This is a genomic window from Pseudomonas sp. St290, assembly GCF_018325805.1.
In the GTDB taxonomy this organism is placed as follows: Bacteria; Pseudomonadota; Gammaproteobacteria; order Pseudomonadales; family Pseudomonadaceae; genus Aquipseudomonas; species Aquipseudomonas bijieensis.
The window spans coordinates 3,848,592-3,871,413 of sequence record NZ_AP014703.1 but is presented as its reverse complement, the minus strand read 5'-3'; the positions used below and the strand labels follow the sequence as shown (position 1 = coordinate 3,871,413).

Annotated in this window: 19 protein-coding genes and 1 pseudogene; 12 read left to right on the top strand and 8 right to left on the bottom strand. The window is 60.4% G+C overall.

What is annotated here, in order from left to right:
- Positions 1-48: 48 nt before the first annotated feature.
- Positions 49-996 carry an ABC transporter substrate-binding protein gene (locus PBDP_RS16905; RefSeq protein WP_109753102.1) on the top strand — a complete coding sequence of 316 codons (948 nt, stop codon included), beginning with the start codon at positions 49-51 and terminating at the stop codon, positions 994-996.
- Positions 997-1,086: 90 nt separating this feature from the next.
- Here the strand turns inward: PBDP_RS16905 and PBDP_RS16900 are convergent, their stop codons facing one another.
- Complete coding sequence (locus PBDP_RS16900) at positions 1,087-1,722, bottom strand: TetR/AcrR family transcriptional regulator (RefSeq protein WP_109753101.1); 636 nt, start codon at positions 1,720-1,722, stop codon at positions 1,087-1,089.
- 124 nt (positions 1,723-1,846) lie between these two features.
- On the opposite strand from PBDP_RS16900, the gene PBDP_RS16895 reads away from it, so the two are divergent.
- Complete coding sequence (locus PBDP_RS16895; RefSeq protein WP_109753100.1) at positions 1,847-3,055, top strand: efflux RND transporter periplasmic adaptor subunit; 1,209 nt, start codon at positions 1,847-1,849, stop codon at positions 3,053-3,055.
- Between the two features lie 16 nt (positions 3,056-3,071).
- Positions 3,072-6,236: an efflux RND transporter permease subunit gene (locus PBDP_RS16890; protein ID WP_109753099.1), complete on the top strand. Its 3,165-nt coding sequence runs from the start codon at positions 3,072-3,074 to the stop codon at positions 6,234-6,236.
- Positions 6,237-6,294: 58 nt separating this feature from the next.
- Here the strand turns inward: PBDP_RS16890 and PBDP_RS16885 are convergent, their stop codons facing one another.
- The 3 genes from PBDP_RS16885 to gstA all read right to left on the bottom strand — a co-directional run bounded on the left by PBDP_RS16885 (position 6,295) and on the right by gstA (position 8,965).
- Complete coding sequence (locus tag PBDP_RS16885) at positions 6,295-7,254, bottom strand: quinone oxidoreductase family protein (protein WP_212800993.1); 960 nt, start codon at positions 7,252-7,254, stop codon at positions 6,295-6,297.
- A gap of 75 nt (positions 7,255-7,329) precedes the next feature.
- Complete coding sequence (locus PBDP_RS16880) at positions 7,330-8,121, bottom strand: AraC family transcriptional regulator (protein ID WP_162893837.1); 792 nt, start codon at positions 8,119-8,121, stop codon at positions 7,330-7,332.
- Positions 8,122-8,365: 244 nt separating this feature from the next.
- Entirely contained in the window at positions 8,366-8,965 is a 600-nt protein-coding gene (gstA, locus tag PBDP_RS16875; RefSeq protein WP_212800992.1) for a glutathione transferase GstA, read from the bottom strand.
- A gap of 113 nt (positions 8,966-9,078) precedes the next feature.
- On the opposite strand from gstA, the gene PBDP_RS16870 reads away from it, so the two are divergent.
- The 3 genes and pseudogenes from PBDP_RS16870 to PBDP_RS30330 all read left to right on the top strand — a co-directional run bounded on the left by PBDP_RS16870 (position 9,079) and on the right by PBDP_RS30330 (position 11,426).
- Positions 9,079-9,984 carry a transcriptional regulator GcvA gene (locus PBDP_RS16870; RefSeq protein WP_163858324.1) on the top strand — a complete coding sequence of 302 codons (906 nt, stop codon included), beginning with the start codon at positions 9,079-9,081 and terminating at the stop codon, positions 9,982-9,984.
- An 86-nt stretch (positions 9,985-10,070) separates the two neighbouring features.
- Positions 10,071-10,838, top strand: a pseudogene (locus PBDP_RS30335) (PAS domain-containing protein); the annotation flags it as partial.
- Complete coding sequence (locus PBDP_RS30330) at positions 10,812-11,426, top strand: methyl-accepting chemotaxis protein (RefSeq protein ID WP_370873818.1); 615 nt, start codon at positions 10,812-10,814, stop codon at positions 11,424-11,426. The pseudogene PBDP_RS30335 and the gene PBDP_RS30330, both read left to right, overlap by 27 nt.
- Here PBDP_RS30330 and PBDP_RS16860 read toward each other — a convergent pair.
- Positions 11,407-13,044: an ATP-binding response regulator gene (locus PBDP_RS16860; RefSeq protein ID WP_212800990.1), complete on the bottom strand. Its 1,638-nt coding sequence runs from the start codon at positions 13,042-13,044 to the stop codon at positions 11,407-11,409. The genes PBDP_RS30330 and PBDP_RS16860 overlap by 20 nt on opposite strands.
- Before the next feature lie 131 nt (positions 13,045-13,175).
- On the opposite strand from PBDP_RS16860, the gene PBDP_RS16855 reads away from it, so the two are divergent.
- The gene (locus PBDP_RS16855; RefSeq protein ID WP_146206848.1) at positions 13,176-13,565 is read left to right on the top strand and encodes a hypothetical protein; all 390 of its coding nucleotides are present in this window, start codon (positions 13,176-13,178) and stop codon (positions 13,563-13,565) included.
- A gap of 53 nt (positions 13,566-13,618) precedes the next feature.
- On the opposite strand, the gene PBDP_RS16850 is transcribed toward PBDP_RS16855, so the two are convergent.
- A complete protein-coding gene (locus PBDP_RS16850) occupies positions 13,619-14,116 on the bottom strand; it encodes a hypothetical protein (protein WP_109753090.1) in 498 nt (165 codons plus the stop codon).
- A gap of 309 nt (positions 14,117-14,425) precedes the next feature.
- A complete protein-coding gene (locus tag PBDP_RS16845; RefSeq protein WP_109753089.1) occupies positions 14,426-15,064 on the bottom strand; it encodes a response regulator in 639 nt (212 codons plus the stop codon).
- A gap of 104 nt (positions 15,065-15,168) precedes the next feature.
- On the opposite strand from PBDP_RS16845, the gene PBDP_RS16840 reads away from it, so the two are divergent.
- The 5 genes from PBDP_RS16840 to PBDP_RS16820 all read left to right on the top strand — a co-directional run bounded on the left by PBDP_RS16840 (position 15,169) and on the right by PBDP_RS16820 (position 21,905).
- A complete protein-coding gene (locus PBDP_RS16840; protein WP_109753380.1) occupies positions 15,169-16,776 on the top strand; it encodes an ATP-binding response regulator in 1,608 nt (535 codons plus the stop codon).
- Positions 16,777-16,989: 213 nt separating this feature from the next.
- Positions 16,990-19,044 (top strand): 2Fe-2S iron-sulfur cluster-binding protein, encoded by a 2,055-nt coding sequence (locus PBDP_RS16835; protein WP_212800989.1) that lies wholly within the window; start codon positions 16,990-16,992, stop codon positions 19,042-19,044.
- A gap of 296 nt (positions 19,045-19,340) precedes the next feature.
- Positions 19,341-19,970: a glutathione S-transferase family protein gene (locus PBDP_RS16830; protein WP_212800988.1), complete on the top strand. Its 630-nt coding sequence runs from the start codon at positions 19,341-19,343 to the stop codon at positions 19,968-19,970.
- A 103-nt stretch (positions 19,971-20,073) separates the two neighbouring features.
- On the top strand, positions 20,074-20,994 hold the full coding sequence (locus tag PBDP_RS16825) for a LysR family transcriptional regulator (RefSeq protein WP_212800987.1): 921 nt from the start codon (positions 20,074-20,076) through the stop codon (positions 20,992-20,994).
- Positions 20,994-21,905 (top strand): LysR family transcriptional regulator, encoded by a 912-nt coding sequence (locus PBDP_RS16820; RefSeq protein WP_212800986.1) that lies wholly within the window; start codon positions 20,994-20,996, stop codon positions 21,903-21,905. Before PBDP_RS16825 ends, PBDP_RS16820 begins: the two co-directional genes overlap by 1 nt.
- Positions 21,906-21,908: 3 nt before the next feature.
- Here the strand turns inward: PBDP_RS16820 and PBDP_RS16815 are convergent, their stop codons facing one another.
- Positions 21,909-22,817 carry an AraC family transcriptional regulator gene (locus PBDP_RS16815; protein WP_212800985.1) on the bottom strand — a complete coding sequence of 303 codons (909 nt, stop codon included), beginning with the start codon at positions 22,815-22,817 and terminating at the stop codon, positions 21,909-21,911.
- Positions 22,818-22,822 lie beyond the last annotated feature (5 nt).

Genomic DNA, 22,822 nt, shown 5'->3' with positions numbered 1-22,822 from the left:
GAATTACAAGGACGTTATGTTCTATGAAACTCACTCAGGAAAGTCTTCATGAAGGTCTCCCGATCCCTGCGCCGTCTGCTCCTCAGCACATTGTTCGCCGCACCTTTGGTCCAGGCCGCCGAGCCGTTGGTACTGCACGTTGGCGACCAGAACTATTACAACGTACGGGCTTCGGTGGAGGCCTCGGGCGTGCTTGAAGGCGCTGCCTACCGTGTCGACTGGAAACATTTCCAAGCCGCCGCGCCCCTGGCCGAGGCGCTGAATACCGGCGACCTGGACCTGGGTTTTCTTGGCGATTCAGGTTTTCTGTTTTTGGCGGCCAAGCAGGCGCCAGTGAAGTTGATCGGGGTTTCGCGGCAGAACCCGGACACTATCGCGTTACTGGTGCCCAAGGACTCGCCGGTCAAGACCATCGCCGACCTCAAGGGCAAGAAAGTCGCCTATTGGCCCGGTGCCTGGAGCCAGCAACTGACCTTGCGCGCCCTGGAGCAGGCCGGCCTGCCGGAGAATCATGTCGAATTCATCAAGCTGATGCCGATCGACGCGGCTGCGGCCTTGCCCCAGGGCAGCATCGATGCCTTTCCGGTGTGGGAACCCTATATCTCGCAACAGATCCTGTTTTCCGGCGCCCGGCCAATCCTGACGGCGAAAAACCTCATGCCCGGCCTCAGCGCTATTGCCGCTTCGACGTCGGCCATCGACAGTAAGCGCGAAGCCATCGCCGATTTCCTCGGGCGCGTGAAGCAAGCCCGTGCCTGGGTCGACAACCATACCGATGCATACGCCGACCTGTGGGCAAAAAAAGCCAATCTCGACCAGAACGTCTCACGCCATTGGTTGCGCCAGGCCCACATGAGCGTCGGCCCGGTAGACCAACAGGCGGCCGCCGACCTGCAAAGCACGGCGGACTTCCTGTTCAAGGTCAAGGCGCTGCCGGCCCCGCTGGTCACCGCCGGGATTATCGACACGTCCTTCAGCCAGGCCTTGAGCCATTGAGCAGGGGCAGGGCGCTGCGCGAAACCGGCGTTGTGGCGAATGCACGCCCTGAGTACTCGACCAGCTTCTAGCACCGTCCTTGCTGGGCAACTAGGCCCCTTCGTGCCCCCCGACCGTGGGGGCTTCGACACAGTAGGCCGCCAGGAAGGTCTTCACCGCCCGTTCGACAGCCTGTCTGATTTGCGGCCTGGAAAATTTTTCCTCGACCCCCAGGGTCAAAGGCATAACCGTTTCGCACTCAAGGAGCGCGCTAAGCTGGATTGCCGCCAGCAGAGGATCGGATCGTCTCAGGTTGCCTTGGGCCATTTGCCTGTCGAGGAAGTCTGCGATGTTCTGAAAGCCGACCTTGGGGCCCAGTTCGTAAAAACGCTTTCCAATGTCGCTTCGTCCGGACTCGGCGATGATGGCCCGCCGCGTCTGGATCCTGTCCGGGGAGCACAAGAACGCCAGGACCTTTTCGCCACAGGCCTGCAAGGTCTCCTGCAAGTTGTCGACTTTGTTGTTGAGTGTTGCAAAGACGGGCTCGAACTCCTTGCTCGCTTCCTCGTGCATCGCCGCTACGAACAGTTCTTCCTTGGAACCGAAGTAGCCGTACAGCGTCGCCTTCGAGCCGCCAATCCGACTGGCGATTTCGCCCATCGACGCACCTTCGAAGCCTGAATCCCGGAACACTTGCGAAGCGGCTGCGAGAATGGCGTCGCGCTTGGCTTCCGTTTTGACTCTCATCGCCTTGGATCTCTTTTATCTATACCGATTGGTTCAGTATTACTTGACTTCGAATGATCGTCAAATAACTATACCGAACCGTACGGTTATAGTTCTTGTGATCAGTCCCTCTCGGAGTTCCATCATGCGCAAAGCCAGTTTCCTTTGGCCCATAACGTTCTTGACGATGTCTTGTTTTCTAAGCGCATGTGGCAAGCCCCCGATGGGGCCGCCCCCCGTCGCCGGTACGCCGGTGGTCGGGGTATTGACCGTGCGCGAGCAACCGGTGGCGCTCACCACGGAATTACCTGGGCGCACCGTGGCTTACCTCATTGCCGACGTGCGGCCACAGGTCAACGGCATCATCAAGGCGCGAAATTTTCGTGAGGGCAGTGATGTGAAGGCTGGGCAGACGCTCTACCAGATCAATCCGGCGACCTACCAGGCGGCCTATGACAGCAACGTCGCAGCGTTGGCCAAGGCCCAGGCGAGCCTCAAGACCGCGCGACTCAAATCCGATCGCTACAAGGAGCTTGTCGCCATCAAGGCCGTGAGCCAGCAGGAGTACGACGATGCTACTTCCAGCCTGGGCGAGATAGAGGCTGACATCGCGGCGGCCAAGGCCAATGTCGAAACCAGTCGTATCAACCTGGCTTATGCCCGTGTGGATGCGCCCATCTCCGGCCGGATCGGCCGCTCGACCGTGACGCCCGGCGCACTGGTCACGGCCAGTCAGGCCAGCGCGATGGCGACTATCCAGCAGCTGGATCCTATCTACGTGGATGTGACGCAGCCGAGCGCGGCATTGCTCGACCTTAAAGAGTCGCTTGCAAATGGCGAGCTTCAGAAGGCCGGAGCCAATGCCGCGAAGGTGTCTTTGGTGTTGGAAAACGGCCGGACTTATCCAATTGAGGGGCAGTTGGAGTTTTCCGACGTTACCGTCAACCAGGACACCGGCGCGATTACGCTTCGCGCGGTGTTTCCCAATCCCAATGCCGATCTCCTGCCGGGCATGTATGTCCGTGCCGTCTTGCAGATAGGCATTAAAGAGCAGGGGGTGTTGGTGCCGCAACAAGCCGTCACTCGGGACAGTACGGGCAAGCCCACGGTTTATGTGGTCGGCAAGGATCGCAAGCTGGAGCGTCGGGTTCTGGAAACCGACCGTGCCATTGGCGATCAGTGGCTGGTCCGTAGCGGCCTGCAGGTCGGTGATCAATTGGTCGTGGACGGGCAACAGCGCGCGGCCCCCGGTGTTGAAGTCCAAGTGACACCTTGGCCCTCCAATCCGCCATCGACTCCCTCCATTGCCACGCTTGAAGCCGTCAAGGCGACAAAGCGGCCCGATATCAACTGACCGGTGGGAGTCGACCATGGCGCGTTTTTTTATTGATCGTCCCATCTTTGCCTGGGTACTTGCCATCATTGTGATGATCGCCGGTGCCATCGCAGTCATCACATTACCGATCGCGCAGTACCCGGCCATTGCGCCGCCCGCGGTCGCGATTGTCGCCACCTATCCCGGTGCATCGGCCAAGACCCTGGAGGACACGGTCACCCAAGTCATCGAGCAGAAAATGAAGGGGCTGGATCGGCTCAGCTACATGGCCTCGACCAGCGAGTCCTCGGGCACCGTCACCATTACACTGACCTTCGAGAACGGAACGGATCCGGACACGGCGCAAGTACAGGTCCAGAACAAGTTGGCGCTTGCCACCCCACTGTTGCCGCAAGAGGTCCAGCAGCAGGGCGTATCCGTCAGCAAGTCGGCCAGCAACTTTTTGAATGTACTGGCCTTCACGTCCGAAGATGGCAGCATGAATGGCGCCGATCTCTCAGACTATGTGGCGGCGAACGTCCAGGAAGCGATCAGCCGGGTCGAGGGGGTGGGTGACACGACTTTGTTCGGCTCCCAGTACGCCATGCGCGTGTGGCTCAATCCAGACAAGCTGATCAGCTACAACCTCACGCCGCTCGACGTCAAGACAGCCATCCAGGCGCAGAACGCCCAGGTGTCGGCAGGCCAGTTGGGAGGACTGCCCTCGGTCGGCAACCAGCAGATCAATGCCTTGATCACCGCGCAAACGCGCATGCGCACCGCCGAGGAGTTCGAAAACATACTGCTGCGCACGCTGACCGATGGGTCCCAGGTCCGGTTGCGGGATGTGGCTCGTACAGCGTTGGGCAGCGAGACGTACAACACCGTAGGGCGCTACAACGGCAAACCCGCCGCCGGCCTGGCGATCAAGCTGGCGACAGGGGCCAACGCGCTCGACACGGTCAAGGCTATCGATGCGCGTCTGGAGCAGTTGCAGGCGTTCTTTCCCGCCGGCATGAAGGTCCACAAGCCCTACGACACCACGCCTTTCGTGCGGATCTCGATCGAGGAGGTCGTGCGCACCTTGGTTGAGGCGGTGGTGCTGGTATTCCTGGTCATGTACCTGTTCATGCAGAACCTGCGGGCCACCCTGATCCCGACGATCGCGGTGCCAGTGGTGCTCCTGGGAACGTTTGGAGTCCTGGCGCTGTTTGGCTTCACCATCAACACCTTGACCATGTTCGCCATGGTGCTCGCTATCGGCCTGCTGGTGGATGACGCCATTGTGGTGGTGGAAAACGTCGAGCGGGTGATGACCGAGGAGGGCTTGCCGCCCAAAGAGGCCACGCGCAAGTCCATGGGGCAGATTACCGGCGCGCTGGTTGGCGTGGCGATGGTGCTGGCGGCGGTGTTCGTGCCAATGGCGTTCTTCAGCGGCTCCAGCGGGGTTATTTACCGTCAGTTCTCGATCACCATCGTTTCGGCGATGACGTTGTCGGTGCTCGTTGCATTGGTCTTCACCCCGGCCCTGTGTGCCACCGTGCTCAAGCCGGTGACCAAAGGGCACGCCTTGAGCACCACCGGTTTCTTTGGCTGGTTCAACCGCACCTTTGATCGAGGCAATCGTGGTTACCAGGGGATCGTCAACCATATGCTGGGCAAGGGCTGGAGGTACATGATCGGGTATGCAGTGATTGTGGCGCTGGTGGCGTTCGGTTTCATGAAGTTGCCTGTCGGATTCTTGCCGAACGAAGATCAGGGAACACTCTTCACCAACATGCAGTTACCTCCTGGAGCGACCAAGGCTCGTACCGACGAAGTGATCAGGCAGGTGGAGGATCACTTCCTGGTCGACCAGAAAGACGCAGTCGAAGGCGTGTTCTCCGTGTCGGGCTTCAGCTTCGCGGGTAGCGGCCAAAACATGGGTTTTGCCTTTATCCAGCTCAAACCCTGGGATGAACGCACGGCCCCCGGCCTGAGCGTCACCGACGTCGCGGCCAAGGCCGGCGCCTTTTTTGCGACGATCCGCGATGCGAAGATCTTTGCATTCGCGCCGCCGGCCGTATCCGAACTGGGCAACGCGACCGGGTTCGATCTCATGATCAAGGACGAGGCCAACCTTGGACACGCGGCAATGATGCAGGCACGTGACCAACTGTTGGGGATATTGTCCAAGGACCACCGCCTGGTGGCTGTGCGCCCGAACGGCCTGGAAGACATGCCGGATTTGCGCCTGCATGTCGATCCGCTCAAGGCCGGTGCGCTGGGTGTTTCCATGGCGGACATCAACTCCACCCTCTCGGCGGCGTGGGGCAGCAGCTACGTCAACGACTTCATTGACAAGGGCCGTGTCAAGAAAGTGATGCTGCAGGGGGAAGATCGCTTTCGCATGCTGCCGACGGATATCGACCGTTGGTACGTGCGCAACAGCGCGGGCACCATGGTGCCGTTCACCTCCTTTGCAAGCGCCAGCTGGACCACGGGTTCGCCACGACTGGAACGCTACAACGGCGTGCCGTCGATTGAAATCCTGGGCATGGCGCTTCCAGGAAGTGCCTCGAGTGGCGAGGCGATGGCCATTGTCGAAGCTGCGGTCGCAAAACTGCCGCCGGGCATTGGCTTCGAATGGACGGCCTTGTCGCGCCAGGAAAAAGCATCGAGTGGCCAGGCGGGCATCCTGTACGGTTTGTCGATCCTGATCGTGTTCCTGGCGCTGGCGGCACTGTACGAGAGTTGGGCTGTACCGTTTTCGGTGATCCTGGTCATTCCCCTGGGGGTATTCGGCGTGCTGCTCAGTGCCTTTTTGACGTGGAAGTTCAACGATATCTACTTTCAGGTCGGACTGCTCACCACCATTGGCCTGGCCTGCAAGAACGCCATCCTGATCGTGGAGTTTGCAAAGGATCTTCACGAAGCCGGCAAGGGGCTCGTCGACGCCACGATGGAAGCCGTGCGCATGCGTTTGCGCCCGATCCTCATGACTTCATTGGCATTCATCCTGGGCGTGCTACCGCTGGTGCTGGGCAGTGGCGCGGGGGCGGGGGCCCAGCATGCACTGGGCTCTGCCGTGATCGGTGGCATGCTGTCAGGCACCGTTCTGGCAATCTTTTTCGTACCGCTGTTCTTCGTGCTGACCATGCGCCTGTTCAAGCCCAAGCGGGTATCGCTTGCCGATCCGATTGGCTCGACAGCCACTACGGCGCCCTTGCAAGGCGGGTGATGCGGCAAAATCGCCAACCTCCAATGGCCTGCGGCTTCGATAGCCGCAGGCCACGGGATCAGGGTACCAGTACGGCTTTTGCACTGCTGCCATGGGCGATCAGCGCGTACTGGGCCTTGCCGTCTGCCAGGGGGATTTCAAGGATATCCGTGGGGGCCTCGATGACGCCTGCCTCGAAGTGGCGGCCAAATTCTTCAAGCATCCGGGCGCAATCGGTGTTGTCGTAGAGCAGCGAGTTCACGCCGATCAAGACGCCGCCTTTGCGATAGAGCGCCAGGGCAGGGAAGTGCACCATCCCATCTGGCGGGGCGGCAATGATCGCGATGCGACCGAAGTTGGCCAATGCCGATACTGCTTCTTGCAGCCAGAAGCCAGTGGTGTCGAAGATGACCTGCGCGCCTGCGGGAAACACGGCTTTGACCTGTTCTGCAAGGCTGCCGGGTGCGCTGGTCACGATGACTTCGTAGCCTTTGGCTTGCAACTCGGCGGCCCGTTCCGGTCGCCGTACCGCCGCAAGCACACGTGCACCACGGGCCTTTGCCAGGGCCAGCGCTGCGCTGCCTACCGCGCCATTGGCGCCAATCACCAGAAACGTCGTGTCGCGCTGCACGTTGGATCGTTCAACGGCATCGTAGGCGGTGGTGAAAGGTACGCCGATGGCCGCCGCCTGGACGAAGGACAAGCGCTCGGGTTTCAGGGCCACGCCACTGGCCGGAACCGTGAGGAATTGCGCATGGGAGCCGTCACGCAGGAACCCCGGGCCCTTGCCGGTACCCCAGACCGCTTTGCCCAGCAGATGTGCGGGGCCTTGCTCGACCACCCCGGCGAAATCACGACCGGGCACACGGGGCAAGGTGGTATAGGGAAAACGACCCTCCACATTTTTAACATCACTGGGGTTGATCCCGGCCGCCTTGACCCGGATGAGGACTTCATCGGCACCGGGAACGGGGGTTGGCAAGTCGACAAGCGAGAGATAGTCCAGGCTGCCGGTGGCGCAAAACTGTAGGGCTTTCAAGCTGCAATACTCCTCGACGAAATGAGGGTCGAGGATAGCGTCCGAGCCGAGAGCGAGCCCGCCAGAGACTTTCGTCTATCGGACAACCCCCCTGGATGCCATCGCGTGCTTATACGCTGACGGTGCAATGCCCAGGGAGCGGCGGAACATCTCGCTGAAACTGCTCAGCGTATAGCCCAACCGTGCCGCTATCGCCCCCACCGAGTCGCCCTCCAGGAGTGCGGCGACGGCGTGGGCCAGTTGCACTTGTCGGCGCCACTCGGTAAACGTCAGGCCAAGCTCGGCGTGGAACAACCTGGCCAACGTGCGCGTGCTGGCCCCCACCGACTCGGCGTGTTGCTCAAAGGACATGGCGAGTCCGGGGACATCGAGCACTGTCTCGCACAAATTGCGCAAGCGTCGATCCCCACCAACGGGCATGGGCACTTTGAGCACCGCCGAGCGCAGTTCACGAAGTTCCAGCACCAGCAGGTTGTCCAAGGCATCACGCATCGCCGGATCAGGACGGTTGCCCAGCGCCACTCGACGGATGATCAGTTCGCGCAGCAGTTTGCTGACCTCGAGTACTTCCAGCTCAAGCCCCACGCTCATGGCGAGTTCTGCACGCAAATACAGATTACGCATTTCCAAGGGCGAAACGACTCGGATCCCGTGTGTGACCCGAGGCGGCAGCCACACCGCGCGCTGCGGCGGCACCAACAGTGCCGCGCCGGGCGTATCGACCCACATGAGGCCACTTTGCGCGTAGAGAAGCTGGCCCCATTCATGATGATGAGGCGCGATCAACATCCCGGACGGGTAGGTGCGGGAAAGTGGTTGGACAAGATGAGTCGTGTCCGTCAGATCGGGGGGTGAAGCAAGGGCCATGACCGGAGCTCGGAATGATATCGGTGCTTTTTAGCACAAGTGCGCAGGGGTTGGAGCCTGGCTGGGCCAGCCCGTCAGAGCTTGCTTGGGGCGATTGTGCCGCCGCCATCGCGAGCAGGCTCGCTCCCACAGTTTTCCGGGGTGACAGTGAGATTCGAGAGACACCCTCAATCCCCTGTGGGAGCGAGCCTGCTCGCGATGGCGGCGGCTCAGGTCGTACTAGGATTGAATGTTGCGCCGATGACTATGCCGCCTCCGCCGCTATCGCCGCCTGGACGCTGGGGCGTGCTGCGATTCGCGCCATGAACGAGGCCAGCACCGGCCAGTCCCCGATCTGGATATTGAACGACGGCAGCCAGTTCAAGACGGTGAACAGATAGCCGTCGGCCAGGCCGAAGGTGCCCATCAGGTAATCCTGTTGTTCAAGCGCCTGGCTGAGGTAGTCCAGGCGCCTGAACAGTTTTTTCCTGAAGATGGCTTTGGTCGGCTCGGCAATATCGGCGTTGAACAGTGGGGCACATCCGCCGTGGATCTCGGAACTGATGAAGTTCAACCACTCCTGCAGGCGCACCCGCTCCCAGGTGCCATTGGCTGGCGCCAGCGTGTTTGCGGGGACCAGATCGGCCAGGTACTGGACGATGGCGGGCCCTTCGGTCAGGACATTCCCGTTGTCCAGCACCAAGGCGGCCACGTAGCCCTTGGGGTTGATGGCCAGGAAGTCGAATCCGTCGGCGGTTCGCTTGGTCTTGTTATCGACCCGAATCAATTCAAAGGGCAGGCCCAATTCCCGCAGCACGATGTGCGGGGACAATGAGCAGGTCATGGGGGCAAAGTACAGTTTCATCGTTTCCTCAAGGACGGGGGACGTGCCGCCAGAATCCGTGAGGGAAGGAACATTTTCAAAGGACATCTTCAGTGCTAGCGTATGACAAAATCTCATGAGAAAGACAAACCTCAATGGCCAGTCGAATCCCTTCTCTCAATGGCCTGAAAGCATTCGAATCAGCCGCCAGGCACATGAGCTTTACCAAAGCCGCGCAAGAGCTGAACGTCACTCAAACAGCCATAAGCCACCAAATTCGCCGGCTCGAAGATGAGTTGGGCGTGCGCCTGTTCCTGCGGCTCAAGGATGGCCTGGCCCTGACAAACGAAGGCCATGCCTATTTTCCTGGCGTTCGTGCGGCGTTCCAGGAGTTGCGCTATTGCACGCAGACGTTGCTGGAGAATCGCAATAACAGCGTGTTGACGATCAGTACCCTGGTTTCATTTGCCTCCAAATGGCTGTTGCCGCGCCTGGCGTCTTTCCAGCAGGCATTCCCCACTATTGATGTGCGCGTCACGGCGTCCACCGAATGGGTGGATTTTCGTCAGGGCGGCGTAGATGCGGCCATTCGCTACGGTCATGGGGGCTGGAAGGGGATGCGGGCCGACTGGCTGATGGCCGATGAAATCTTTCCGGTGTGCAGCCCCAGGCTACTGCAAGGTCCAACGGCCTTGGAGAAACCGGGCGATCTGGCCCGGCACACGTTATTGCAGGTTAGCGGCGTGACCGGCGACGACTGGAGTTCATGGTTGAGTGCCGCCGGCCAATCGAAAAAACTGGCCGAAGGCAGCCGGTTGACCTTCGACCTTGCCATGATGGCTGTACAGGCTGCTGTCGACGGCCTGGGGGTATGCATCGGACGTTCAACTTATGTCGAGGATGACCTGAAGGCAGGACGGCTGGTTGCCCCCTTCGATCTGCGATTGAAGTCTGATCTCGGCTTCTATTTCGTGAGCCCCCATGACATGGCCGATTCCCCAAAAGTGCAGGCTTTTAGAACCTGGTTGATGGATTCCGTGGGTTTTGGTGCAGAAAAGTGATTACAGCGTACCGTTCAGTCTCCAGCCAGTGAGCCGATATAAATTAAGAAGGTCCGGTTACTTTCAGGGTTCACCGAGGGTACGTCATGTTTAATAAGAAACTAAAAAATGAACTGACGGCTAGGACGGCCGAATTGGCAACATACAAGGGACTGGTTGGCGCCTTGGAGCGGTCGATGGCGGTTATCGAGTTCAGCCCCGATGGCAAGGTCCTTCGGGCGAACGAGAATTTCCTGAGCACGATGGGCTACCGTGCGGATCAATTGGCGAACCTGTCCCACAGGGATTTCTGCACCCCGGCGCTGGCGGGCAGCGCCGAATACCGTGAATTCTGGAACCAATTGCGCGCCGGCAAATTCGTTTCCGGTACGTTTCAGCGCCGCAGTGCGTCAGGCCAGAATGTATGGTTGGAAGCCAGCTATAACCCGGTCATGGACGAGCAAGGCCGCGTCGTGAAGGTGGTCAAGTACGCACTCGATGTCACCGCCAGAGTGGCCAATGAGGCCGAAACCCGTGGCCGGCTGGCGGCGCTCGATCGTGCCATGGCAGTGATCGAGTTCGACCTGGGTGGCAACATCCTGACCGCGAACGACAACTTCATGAATGTCATGAATTACTCGCTGGCCGAGCTCAAGGGCAAGCATCACCGGATGTTCTGCGAGCCCAGCCTGGTGGGCAGTGCGGAGTACAGTGATTTCTGGCGGCGTCTCAACGCCGGTGAATTTTTCAGCGGTCAATTCAAGCGTCTCGGCAAAAACGGCAAGGTCGTCTGGCTGGAAGCCAGCTACAACCCGGTCTACGACGCCGAAGGCAAGTTGTGCAAGATTGTGAAGTTCGCCAGTGACATCAGCGAACGGGTGGAGAAATTCGAAGAGGACTCCCGCGGCGCTTCCCGTGCGTATCACATCTCCGCCGAAACCGAACGGGTGGCCGAACAGGGCGCCCAGGTGATCCACCAGACCGCCAAGGAGATGCGCGAGATCGCCGACAACATCGGTGCCTCCGCGCGTCTGGTTGGGCAACTGGGGGCGCGTTCGGAAGAGATCACCGCCATCGTCAACACCATTCGCGGCATTGCCGACCAGACCAACCTGCTGGCCCTCAACGCGGCCATCGAGGCTGCGCGCGCCGGTGATCAGGGGAGGGGCTTCGCGGTGGTGGCCGACGAGGTCCGGCAACTGGCCGGGCGCACCAGTCGCTCCACCTCGGAGATTGCCGAAATGATCGGCATGATCCTCTCCGAAACCCGCGATGCGGTCGCGAGCATGAACATAACCCATGAAGGCGCATTGCGCGGTGTCACCCTGGCGGACCAGGCCGGATCGGTCATCGTGCAGATCCGGAACGGGACCACCGATGCCCTCGATGCGGTGAGCATGTTCGCGTCCAAGCTCGACGAGTCCGAGGTGATTCCCAAGACGGCTATCGGCTGGGTGGGTTGACGTGAGCTGAGGCCTCGCCCTTGCGATCCATGCGCTTGACCAATTCAAGCAGTACCGCGCGCAACTCTGGCGGTCGCACGGGCTTGGCCAGCACCGAGATATTCAGGCTTTGCAGTGATTGACGGATCCGCTCGATCTCATGCCCGGTGATGACCAGCGCCGGGACTTGCCAGCCGCGCTGTTCGCGTATCGCGGCGATGCATTCGGAGCCTGAAATTCTTGTGCCCAGGTCGAAATCGGCGATGACGATGTCGCAATCACTGGCCAATCCCTCGCCGTCGCTGTGGGCCTCGACCTCGCAGCCCCATTTTTCCAGCAGCGCCGAGGTCGCCATCAGCACGTTGGCGTCGTCTTCTACCAGGCACACTCGCAAACCGTCCAGGCGATTCTGGACGGGCACGACCTTGGGCGACGTGATGCGTGGTGCCGTTGGTTCCAGGCCGCTGATCGCCACCCTGGTGCCTTGTCCGACCTTGGAGCGGATGTGTATATCGACGTCCAGTAGCTGGCTGATGCGCTTGACGATGGACAGGCCCAGGCCAAGGCCCTCGACATCTTTGTCGCGCACATGACGCACGCGGTAGAACTCCTTGAACACTTCGGGCAAATGTTCGGCGGCAATGCCGCGTCCCTTGTCGTAGATCACCACGGCCAGGCGTTTGCCCTGGCGACGCACGCCGATCAGCACAGGTTGGCCGGGCGCGTACTTGAGGGCGTTGGACAGCAGGTTCTGGACCATCGTGGTCAGCAAGCCGGGATTGACGCTGACCCAGTAAGGACAGGCGCGCAGACGCAGTTCGACACCGGCCCAACGGGCCGCCTCGGTGTTTTGCTTGACCACGTCTTGCAGCAATTGGCCCAAGTGTACGGTGTCGGCCTTCGGCATCAGCTGGCCGTGATCCAGGGTGTAGATATCGAGGATCGAGCGAAACAGTTGCGATACGGTGTGCAGCGAGCGGTCGATGTTGTCCACCAGCCGCAACTCTTCCAGCCCCAGCCGGGCGTCACGCAGGCAGGCGGTGAACAGGCCGATGGAGTGGATCGGTTGGCGCAGGTCATGGCTGGCCTGGGCCAGGAACCGCGACTTCTCCTGATTGGCCGAAATGGCCTCTTCGGAGGCAATGCGTGTGCGCTTGAGCAAAATGTGCGCGTAGGCAGGCACCACGATGGTGGTGACAATCAGCATCAGGAACATGTAGGGCTGCGTGCGCCAGAATGGGTTCAGCCAGAAAATCAGCACCAGGGTCGACAGCGCGATAACGGTTGCCAGCGCCAGGTAGCGCGAGCCGAAGCGCATGCCATTGCCTAAAGTGACCCAGAGCAGCGCTGCGTAGATCGGCAGTGCGCTTTCACCTCCCAGCACCATGGCGAACGCGATGCCCGTGTAGTCATGCAGCATCGAGAAAAGGCGTCGCCAGAAGAAGTGTCCTGGCCAGCGCTTGATGATCATGCGCAGGAATACCGAGGCGACGATAAACGTCACGATGTAGACGATGATGGGCACGTAGCCTGTGGCACCACCGGGATGGATACTGGCCAATACGGCGATATACAGCAGCGCACAGGCGCTGACGATCAGGCGCAAGGTGGCCTGGTCGAGTTCACTGTTCTTTTCCACTGGTTTTTGAACCTCATGAGCTCCTGATGCCTTGAGCAAGCGTAGCGGCTAGCCCATCCGTGCTATTCAGAATTGTTGCCCGAGCCGGGATACTTCAGGGGGTATTACCACTCAGGACGTCGGGAGAGTACATGAACGGAGTCGTTCGTTTTGTCAGTGTGATCAGCGCCACGATGCTGTGCGCTTCAGTGGCCCATGGGGGGAGCCAGGCGTGCACGATGGAGGGCGAAATGACTGTCATGGGGCAACACATCGAGGCGAAGGACTGCGTGCAGGCGAGCGATAAGCAGCCGGTGGCCAAGTTCCGCTCCAGCTGTGAGGCCTATGCCAACATGCCGGTCGCACTGGGTGGCGAAGCGGGCAGAATTACCTATTCACAGGCCTGCCCGGAAAATCCCCAAGGCACCTGTTTGAATGTGAATGGGCAGGGCGTGGACTTCTATTACTACAAACGTACCGCTGAGCTGTTGGACAGCACACGCAAGGGTTGTGCCTTGAGTGGAGGTACCTGGAAGGAGTGATCGGCGAGGGTGGGGGCAGGCTTGATGCTGCCCCCACCGGACGAGCCATTACGTCAGTAGACCCTGTAGTACTTCACGACGTCATCGACGAAATAGATGGTCAATACCGAGCCTTGGGTCTGGCTTTGGCCCGTTTTCGTGCCGGTCACGCTGCTGACGTCGTTGGCCACGGTCTGTGCCTTGGACAGTTGTGCCGAGGTGTCGTACATCTTCTGGCGCGTTTCGGTCGACACGTATTTATTGGCCAGCTTCATGTACTTATCCAGACCCTCATCACTCTTTTCATAGGTCCAGTTCGACTCGTTGCTGGTACTGGTCGAATTGAGTTCTTCATTGGTCGGCGCACCGAACATCTGTGTGATCTGGCCTTTTGTCGTCTTGCCCGGAATGATCGTTTGCTTGAGGTAAGCGACGTCGTATTTCCTGGCGCCCTGATTCAAGGAGCTCATCAAGTTACCCAAGTCACCGGTGTTTGCACAACCGTTGAGTACGCCCGCCAGCACGCACAGCGCCAATCCATTTTTAAGTGTTTTTCCATATTCGAAGGACATGATGACTTACCTTGAGTTAATGTCAGGACCATTCCATTTCAACCGGGTGACGGTGAAGTTGACCCAGCATTGCGCCGCCTACCGATTTATTTGAGTAATAGGCTTCGCACGCCAAAGCGTTTCAATAGGCACAGGGATACTGCACGGCGTATGGCGCGTTGGCTTTTATGTCTGGCTGTTCGAACAGCCTTTTTAAGGAGCGTCCACAGCTTAGGGGGGAGTACTGGGCGAAGCTATAGTACAAGTGTGCTATGGCCTTGGAGGCGGGCAAAGAGGATAACGCTCAATTAATATTGCGGCGGCATATATTTAATTGTCTTGTTTTTCCGACCAACCGCCATTACTGGGGAAATTGGAAAATTGCGCCGCGGCCGCCGCGCGTGTGGGGACACCCAGGGATTTGAGCAGGCTTGAGACATGGATGCGCACCGTGAAGGGGGAAATGCCCAAGTCCCGCGCGATCTCCTTGTTGGTCTTGCCGGCGGCGATCAAGCCAAGCACTTGCCGTTGGCGCGTGGTCAGTTGGGAAAGTGCATCGTCCATGATCGAGTTTTCGGCTTGATACTTCACTACCACTTCGCCTTCGCGTATTGCCATGATGGCGTCGGCAATACCGGCGGGGTCGATATTCTTGCCGATGAAACCATCGGCACCCAGGGCCATCACCTGGGAAATAACCTCGATGTCATCCACCATTGAAACCACGATGATCGAGGTGCGTTTGAATTCACTGCGCAGTTGGCCTATGACTTGCAAAGATTTGATCCCGGGGAAGCGCAAGTCGAGTATCAGGGAGTCTACTTCCACCCCGGACCGTGCCAGCGCCAATACTTCGTCCAGATTGCCAGCTTGTTCTATGGTTGCAGTTGGCATGAGTCGTTCAATGGTCCTGAGCATTCCTTCGCGAAACAAAGGATGGTCGTCTGCAACAATTACTCTGCACGTCATGTTTTCAGATCCTTCTGATCTTCAAGTCCGCGAATCGTAACCTAAACTACCCCCTCGGGTTTCAAGTTTGATACAACCTTTCATGTTGGAATAATCCTGTGACCATGACGGAAAAGAATAGCGAGCTTGATCAGGCTACGTTGAGATTGACGGTCGGGGCCTGTGCTTCACTCTACGTCATTGTCGTGGCGTGCCTGGCCAGTGACTTCGATACCTATGTACCGATCCTCTGGTACATGACGTTTTTCTTCGGCGTCGCGGTCCCGCTGCGCATGGCGGTCAAGCGCTGGCCCGGGCACTTCTTCCTGCGTCGGCTTTTTGCCATGACGCTGGACTATGCAAGCCTCGCCTTCGCCTTGATCGTGGGTGGGGAGGGCACGCTGCCGGTGTACGCGGCATTGCTCTGGGTCACGTTGGGCAATGGCATGCGTTTCGGCTCGCGCTACCTGGCGCTGGCAACCGCTATCGCGCTGTCGACCCTGGGGGTGATTTTCCTGCTCACGCCGTTCTGGCGTGGCCAGCCCTACCTGTTCCTGACGTTGATCGTCACCACCATCGTGGTGCCTGCCTACGCGCATATCCTGCTGACCCGTACCCGCATCGCTTCGGAAGAGGCGATTGCCGCGAACCAGGAGAAATCCCGCTTCCTGGCCCAGGCCAGCCATGACTTGCGCCAGCCGATCCACTCGATCGGCTTGTTCACCGCCTGCCTGCGCGACGCCCGGCTGGGCCAGGAAGAACTGCGACTGGTGGATAACATCGACCGTTCGCTGCATATCGTGTCGCAGCTGTTTCGTTCGATCCTGGACATCTACACCCTCGATAACGGGCAGCTTGAACCCCAGGCCGAACCCGTGCACCTGGGCGCGTTGCTCCAGGACGTGGTCAAGCAGAACACCGAAGCCGCCCGTTGGGCCGGTGTCGAGTTGCGCCTGCGGCCTTGTCGGCATTGGGTCAACGTCAATGCCGGCCTGTTGGCGACCATGGTGCAGAACCTGGTCTCCAATACGCTCAAATATGCCCCCGGCCAACCGGTGTTGATCGGCGTGCGTCCGAGAGGCAGTGGCCTGGCCATCGTCATCTATGACAAGGGCCGAGGCATTGCCGCCGAACACCTGCCCGAGGTGTTCAAGGAGTTTTATCGGGTACGCCATGTCCGTGACAAGGATGTCGAGGGGCTGGGGCTGGGGTTGTCCATCGTCAAGCGCATCAGCCACTTGATCAATCTGGACATCCAGCTGGACTCCCGGCTCGGCCAGGGCACCCGCGCCATGATCCAAGGACTGGAAAGGGTCGCGCCGAGGGCTGCGGTGGACAGGCCGGTGCCCACCCAAAGCCGCTTGCAGGGCTTGCGGGTGTGCCTGGTGGAAGATGACGCCAACGTGCTGATGGCGACGTCCGCGCTGTTGGAGAAATGGGGATGCGAAGTGGAAACCCACAGCGACGGAGTGGGCGTGACCAGTGACTGCGACATCATCATTGCCGACTTCGACCTGGGTACGAAGGTCTCGGGTTCCGAGTGCATTGCCGCGATTCGCGAACACCGGGGCTGGGAAGTCCCCGCCATGATCATGACCGGCCATGAAATCGAGAGAATTCGCCATGCGCTGCACCACATGAACATTTCGATCCTGGCCAAGCCCGTGCGCCCCCCGGAGTTGCGGGCGACCTTGCTCGAGCTGACCAAGACTTTCGCCAGCATCAGGACATGACCCCACCCAAGCCATGCCAAGCAGCCATCAGCCGGGTTTTCCACCATTCCATTTTATGAAACGGTGGATTGCAGTTTGTGCGTATTCCTGCGCAGCCGCTTTGGGCAGAAGATGACTCCAGCCACTTGCACACCTGTGCAGACGATGGCGGAGAATCCCTAACCGTAGCGCACTGGCGCAGGCGTTCATGCTGCGAAGCGCGAGGAGTAGCTGATGGACGAAGCCTTGCAAGCAAAAAACTCGCCCTGGCATGAAGGAGAGCTGGCGTTGCAGCGCTCCGTCGGAGCAGTCGACATGATGGCCAGTGTCGGTCAGCGGCAACTGGCGCGCACCTGGATGCCGGACCAGCATCGCGAGTTCTACGCCCAACTGCCTTTCGTAGTGCTGGGGGCCGTAGACCGGCAAGGCGATGTGTGGGCGACCCTGCGCGCGGGGCAACCGGGCTTCATGAACTCGCCCGATCCGCAGACCCTTCACATCAACCTCGAGCCTGAACCGAGCGACCCGGCCCAGGAGGGCATGGGCGAAGGGGATGCCATCGGGATGCTGGGCATCGAGTTGCACACCCGCCGCCGCAACCGCATGAACGGTGTCGTGCGTCGTCAGCTCGAGCCAGGGCTCGAAATTTCAGTGAGCCAGGCGTATGGCAACTGCCCTCGCTACATCAACCTGCGCCAATACCATTTTGTCGACGCACAGGCCGTCGCGCCGGTTCAATTGTCTGTGTCAGACCCGCAAGTCCGGCGCCTGGTGACGGCAGCCGATTCGTTCTATATCGCCACCTATGTGGTGCGCGATGGCGAGCGGCAGGTCGATGCTTCTCATCGTGGCGGCAAGCCGGGGTTCGTGCGCATGGATGAGGACGGGTCGCTGACCATCCCGGACTTTTCCGGCAACCTGTTTTTCAACACACTGGGCAACATCCTGCTCAACCCACGGGCCGGGCTGGTGTTCGTCGATTTCCAGACGGGCGATCTGCTGCAAATGAGCGGCTCGGCGCAAGTCCTGCTGGATGACCCACAGATCAGCGCGTTCCAGGGCGCCGAGCGGCTGTTGCGCTTTACGCCGCAACGCATCGTTTATCGCCCGGCGGCCATTGCGCTGCGCTGGAAGGATCAGGACGAGGGCGAGTCGCCCAATTCAATGATGACCGGCAGCTGGGAGCAGGCCACCGAGCGCTTGCAGGCTGAGGCACTGCGTAGCCGCTGGCGTGCGTTGCGGGTTGCGCGGGTGGTCGATGAAAGCCCCAGCATTCGCTCGTTCTATCTGCAAGCGAGCGATGGCTTGGGTTTGCCCCGGTTCGAAGCCGGGCAACATTTGCCAGTGCGGATCTTGCTGGAGGGACAGACCACGCCAGCGATCCGGACCTATAGCGTATCCAGTGCGCCGTCGGATGATTTCTTGCGCATCAGCGTCAAGCGCGATGGCTCGGTATCGTCCCACCTGCATGAGCGGGTGCAAGCGCTGCACGAGATCGAAGCGCGGGCGCCCCAGGGCCATTTCACCGTCCAGGCCACCGAGCGGCGTCCGTTGGTATTGCTGGCAGCGGGGGTGGGCATCACTCCGCTGTTGTCGATGTTGCGCGAGGTGGTTTACCAGGGGCTGCGCATCAGCCGCATGCGCCCGGTCTGGCTGGTGCAAAGCGCCCGTACGGTGGCCGACCTGGCGTTTCGTGACGAAATCGACGAACTGGCCGCCCGCGCCGGCGACAAGTTGCAGGTTTTGCGCATGGTCAGCCAGCCACCCACTGAGGCCGGCGACGCCGCTGGCTTCGACTTGGCCGGCAGGATCGATGTGGAACTGCTCAAGAAACTGCTGCCGCTCAATGACTACGACTTCTATCTGTGCGGGCCGGGCAGCTTTACTCAGGCGCTGTACGACGGGCTGCGCAAACTGCGCATTCCTGACGATCGCATTCACGCGGAAACCTTCGGTCCCTCCACGCTTGTACGAGATATCGAAGTCACTGTCCCGGCGCCACAGCAGGTGCCGGCCGCGAGCGAAGCGGTGAAGGTCTTGTTCGCCAGCTCCGGCAAGGAAGCGCGTTGGGAACCCGGCAGTGGGACGTTGCTCGAACTGGCCGAAGCGCGTGGTTTGAACCCGGAATTCAGTTGCCGGGGCGGTTCCTGTGGCACCTGCAAAACCCGCTTGAGCCGCGGCCAGGTGCATTACTTGAGCATGCCGGCCGAACCGGTTGGCGAAGGTGAAGTGCTGATCTGTTGCGCGGTGCCGGCCCAAGGGAGCGAGCCGTTGGTGCTTGAGGCCTAGTGGCCTGTGTGGCTAATTCGTGCACTCAACTTCGGCGCCAGTGCTTGCCAAGCTGCGTTACCATTCCTCGCCGTAGCGGGCTACGACTCGTCATGACGCCTTGCCTGGCAATCACTGGCACTCGAATTTGAGTACTCGAATTAACCGTACAGGCCACTAGTCTGGCGAGCCGACTGTTTCACCGAGTGAAATGCTGGATTGTAAAAGCTGGTTATTCCGCTCTGCGGCACAGGAGCAGAGGATAGCGCCATCGACGCGATCACCGCTTCGAGCCAAAAAACAACACGGAGTACGTCATGTCTGAGAAAGCGATCAAACTTTATCGCCATCCGTTGTCGGGTCACGCCCATCGTGTCGAACTGATGCTCTCGCTGCTTGGCCTGCCGACCGAGCTGATATTCGTGGACTTGATGAAAGGCGAGCACAAGACCCCGGAATTCCTCGCCATCAACAGTTTTGGCCAGGTGCCGGTGATCGATGACAACGGCACCGTCCTGGCTGACTCGAACGCGATCCTGGTCTACCTCGCGGCCAAGTACGGCAAGGGGCAATGGCTGCCCGCCGATCCGCTGGCCCAGGCCCGGGTGCAGCGCTGGCTTTCGGTGGCGGCGGGGCAGATCAACCAGGGGCCGGCCAACGCCCGCCTGATCACCGTGTTCGGCGCCGGTTATGACGCCGAAGACGCGATCAAGCGTTCCCACGCCCTGTTGCAAGTGATGGAACGGGAGTTGGGGCAAAGCCGGTTCCTGGCCGGTGAGCAAGCGACCATCGCCGACGTTGCCGCGTACACCTATGTATCCCACGCGCCGGAAGGCAACGTCGCGCTGAACGAATACCCGAACGTCCGGGCCTGGTTGGGCAGCATCGAAGCCTTGCCGAACTTCGTCGGCATGCAGCGTACCGCCAAGGGCTTGCAGCAAGCCTGATTCAAGGCATAGGAGCTTGCCGGGCAGCATCTTCCGGCAACCCCCTTGCGTTACCCGGCAACGACATTCAATTCACGTGCCCTCAACCAAGGCTGGATCGCCCATGGATCGCTTTCAGGAAATGCAGATTTTCATGGCGGTTGCCGAGGAGGAGGGGTTCGCCGCAGCTGCCCGTCGACTGCGCATTTCGCCTCCGAGCGTGACGCGCGCCATTGCGGCGATGGAGGAGCGGATCGGCACCCAGCTGTTGTCTCGCACCACCCGCAATGTGCACCTGACCGAAGCGGGGCAACGCTATCTGGAAGATTGCCGGCGGATCCTCAGTGAACTCGAGGAAGCCGAGGAGGCCGCTGCCGGTAGCTACTCGATCCCCTGCGGGTATTTGACGGTCACCGCCCCGGTGCTGTTTGGCGAGTTGTACATTGCACCCTTGCTGACGGATTACCTGGATCAGTTTCCTTCGGTACACCTCAACGCCTTGTTGGTCGACCGCGTGGTGAATATCGCCGACGAGGGCATCGACGTGGCGATACGCATCGGCCATTTGCAGGAAAACAGCCAGCACGCCATCAAGGTGGGAGAAGTGCGCCAGGTGATTTGTGGCGCCCCGGCTTACTTTCAGCGACATGGACGGCCAACGCATCCTGGCGAGTTGAGCAAGGCCAATATCGTGATGTCTTCGGCCAGTCATCTGCTGAGCCACTGGCAGTTCATGGACGAGACCAACTCGCTGAGCTTGCGCTTCGATCCACGCCTGGTGGTGACTGCGAATCAGGCGGCGATCAATATCGCCTGCCAGGGCTGGGGCGTTACCCGAGTGTTGTCCTATCAGGTGGCCCGACAGGTCGCCGATGGTGAACTGGAAGTGGTGCTCAAGGCGTTCGAGCCGCCGGCGTTGCCGATTCACGTGGTGTATCAGAAGAGCAATCGAGTGCCGGCCAAGGTGCGCACGTTCGTGGACTTTCTCAGCGATCGATTGGGCGGCGACCTGACGCTCAAGCCTGTCGAAAGAGGCCTCGCCTGATGGCGCGTCACCACGAAATGCTGATGTTCCACGCACTGTCGCAATGCCCCAGCCTCGCCTCGGCAGCCCTGCGCCTCAACGTATCCGGACCGACCGTGATGCGCGCCGTCGCTCGGCTGGAGGCGCGACTGGGCGTGCAATTACTGTCGCGAAGCACGCGCGGGGTGGTGCTGACAGAGGCCGGGGTCGGCTTCATGGCCGATTGTTCACGTATCCTCAAGGCCATCGACGAGGCCGAGGCGTCTGCCAAGGGCTGGCATGTCCAGGCGCAGGGCAACCTGACGGTCCTGCTGCCCCTGCTGTTCAGCCGCTATATCATGGCCCCGATGCTGGCGGGCTATATGGACCAGTACCCTGATATCAAGGTATTTGCCCACTACCACGATCGTTTTCCGAACATGCATGAGGAAGGGCTGGATGTGGCGGTGCTGGTGGGGCATCTACCCAGTTGTTCATTGATAGCACGACCTGTCGGTAGCGTTCGCTCGCTTGTCTGCGCCAGTCCTGGCTACCTGGCGCTGCATGGTGAACCGGTTGTCCCGCAGGACCTGCACCACCATCGACTGATCGCCACGCAGGCCAACCAGGATTGGGTTCAGTGGCCCTTCCAGCAAGAGGGCGAGGCCAACTCCCTCAAGGCACGCACACGACTCAACTGCGCCACGCTACAGGCGGCTATCGACGCCGCTGCTCATGGTGCCGGGTTGATGCGCTGCTTGAGCTATCCGTTGTACGACTATCTGAGCAGTGGGCGCTTGCGCCGGGTCTTGCAGCCCTATGAGCCGCCCTCGATACCGGTTCATGTGGTCTACCGGGAAAGACGCAAGGCGCCGATGCGCGTGCGCAGTTTCGTGGACTACATCGTCGAGCACCTGCGCGAGCACCCAGCCCTGCGCGCCGATGCTTGTTGAGTGTCAGCGGATCCCACGGCGTAAGCGTCCTGGGGCCTCACCGTAGGTTTCCTTGAATTTCTTGCTGAACGCGGCCTGGGATTGGTAGCCAACCTGTACCGCGATATCGCTCAAGCCCAGGTGTGAATGGCTGAGCAGGCTGAAGGCCAGCTCCATTCGTACTTGCGTCAACAGCACCCACGGCGAGACGCCGGCCACCTTGATGAACGCGCGCATGAAGCTGGCCCGGGACATGCTCGCGATCTCCGCCAGGCCTTGAATGGTCCACTCGTACGCAGGGTCCGCCAGCATCGCTTGCCAGGCTCGGCCCAGACGTTTATCGCCCAGCAGGGCCAGTGAGCCGCTGTCCTGCCCGTGGCTGGCCAGGTGCGCACGCAGGATCAGGGTGAACAGGGCCTGGGACAGGGCGTCGAGCAAGAAGCGCGCGCCGGGTTTATTTTCATCCGCTTCCCCGCGAAGGATCTCCACCAATGCCGGCAATGGTCCATTGGCCGGTAATGCGCCGCTGGGAATCACCAGGTACTCGGGCAAGGCGCCGAACAGCAACGAAGCCCGGTTGAAGTGAAAACCACCGCAAAGCATATCCAGCTCCGCGCTGGCACCGCCAATGCGATGAATCGGCAAAGTGCCCCCGGTCACGACCCGGGGCGAGGTCGGCGTCACCGTTTTCCCGGGGCTGTGCATGACGTGTGGGGCGCCGCGCGGCAACAACAGGATGTCACCGGCGCGCATGGGCAAGCGCTGCCCGTCGGCAAACTCGACGCGACATTCGCCGGCCAGGACGATGTGATAGGGCGCCGTGCCCAGGGCTTGTTGCCCGTGATCCAGGGCCCAGTCGCCCTGGAATTGACAGCGCAGGTCCAGGCTGCCGCGAACGTTGGCCAGGCTGATGAGTTTATCGATCGCATTCATTTGAG

Bases quoted from the DNA above. Each gene is read 5' to 3' on its own strand.
- PBDP_RS16905 (WP_109753102.1), top strand. From the start codon at position 49: ATGAAGGTCTCCCGATCCCTGCGCCGTCTGCTCCTCAGCACATTGTTC.
- PBDP_RS16900 (WP_109753101.1), bottom strand. From the start codon at position 1,722: ATGAGAGTCAAAACGGAAGCCAAGCGCGACGCCATTCTCGCAGCCGCT.
- PBDP_RS16895 (WP_109753100.1), top strand. From the start codon at position 1,847: ATGCGCAAAGCCAGTTTCCTTTGGCCCATAACGTTCTTGACGATGTCT.
- PBDP_RS16890 (WP_109753099.1), top strand. From the start codon at position 3,072: ATGGCGCGTTTTTTTATTGATCGTCCCATCTTTGCCTGGGTACTTGCC.
- PBDP_RS16880 (WP_162893837.1), bottom strand. From the start codon at position 8,121: ATGGCCCTTGCTTCACCCCCCGATCTGACGGACACGACTCATCTTGTC.
- gstA (WP_212800992.1), bottom strand. From the start codon at position 8,965: ATGAAACTGTACTTTGCCCCCATGACCTGCTCATTGTCCCCGCACATC.
- PBDP_RS16870 (WP_163858324.1), top strand. From the start codon at position 9,079: ATGGCCAGTCGAATCCCTTCTCTCAATGGCCTGAAAGCATTCGAATCA.
- PBDP_RS16855 (WP_146206848.1), top strand. From the start codon at position 13,176: ATGAACGGAGTCGTTCGTTTTGTCAGTGTGATCAGCGCCACGATGCTG.
- PBDP_RS16850 (WP_109753090.1), bottom strand. From the start codon at position 14,116: ATGTCCTTCGAATATGGAAAAACACTTAAAAATGGATTGGCGCTGTGC.
- PBDP_RS16845 (WP_109753089.1), bottom strand. From the start codon at position 15,064: ATGACGTGCAGAGTAATTGTTGCAGACGACCATCCTTTGTTTCGCGAA.
- PBDP_RS16840 (WP_109753380.1), top strand. From the start codon at position 15,169: ATGACGGAAAAGAATAGCGAGCTTGATCAGGCTACGTTGAGATTGACG.
- PBDP_RS16835 (WP_212800989.1), top strand. From the start codon at position 16,990: ATGGACGAAGCCTTGCAAGCAAAAAACTCGCCCTGGCATGAAGGAGAG.
- PBDP_RS16830 (WP_212800988.1), top strand. From the start codon at position 19,341: ATGTCTGAGAAAGCGATCAAACTTTATCGCCATCCGTTGTCGGGTCAC.
- PBDP_RS16825 (WP_212800987.1), top strand. From the start codon at position 20,074: ATGGATCGCTTTCAGGAAATGCAGATTTTCATGGCGGTTGCCGAGGAG.
- PBDP_RS16820 (WP_212800986.1), top strand. From the start codon at position 20,994: ATGGCGCGTCACCACGAAATGCTGATGTTCCACGCACTGTCGCAATGC.
- PBDP_RS16815 (WP_212800985.1), bottom strand. From the start codon at position 22,817: ATGAATGCGATCGATAAACTCATCAGCCTGGCCAACGTTCGCGGCAGC.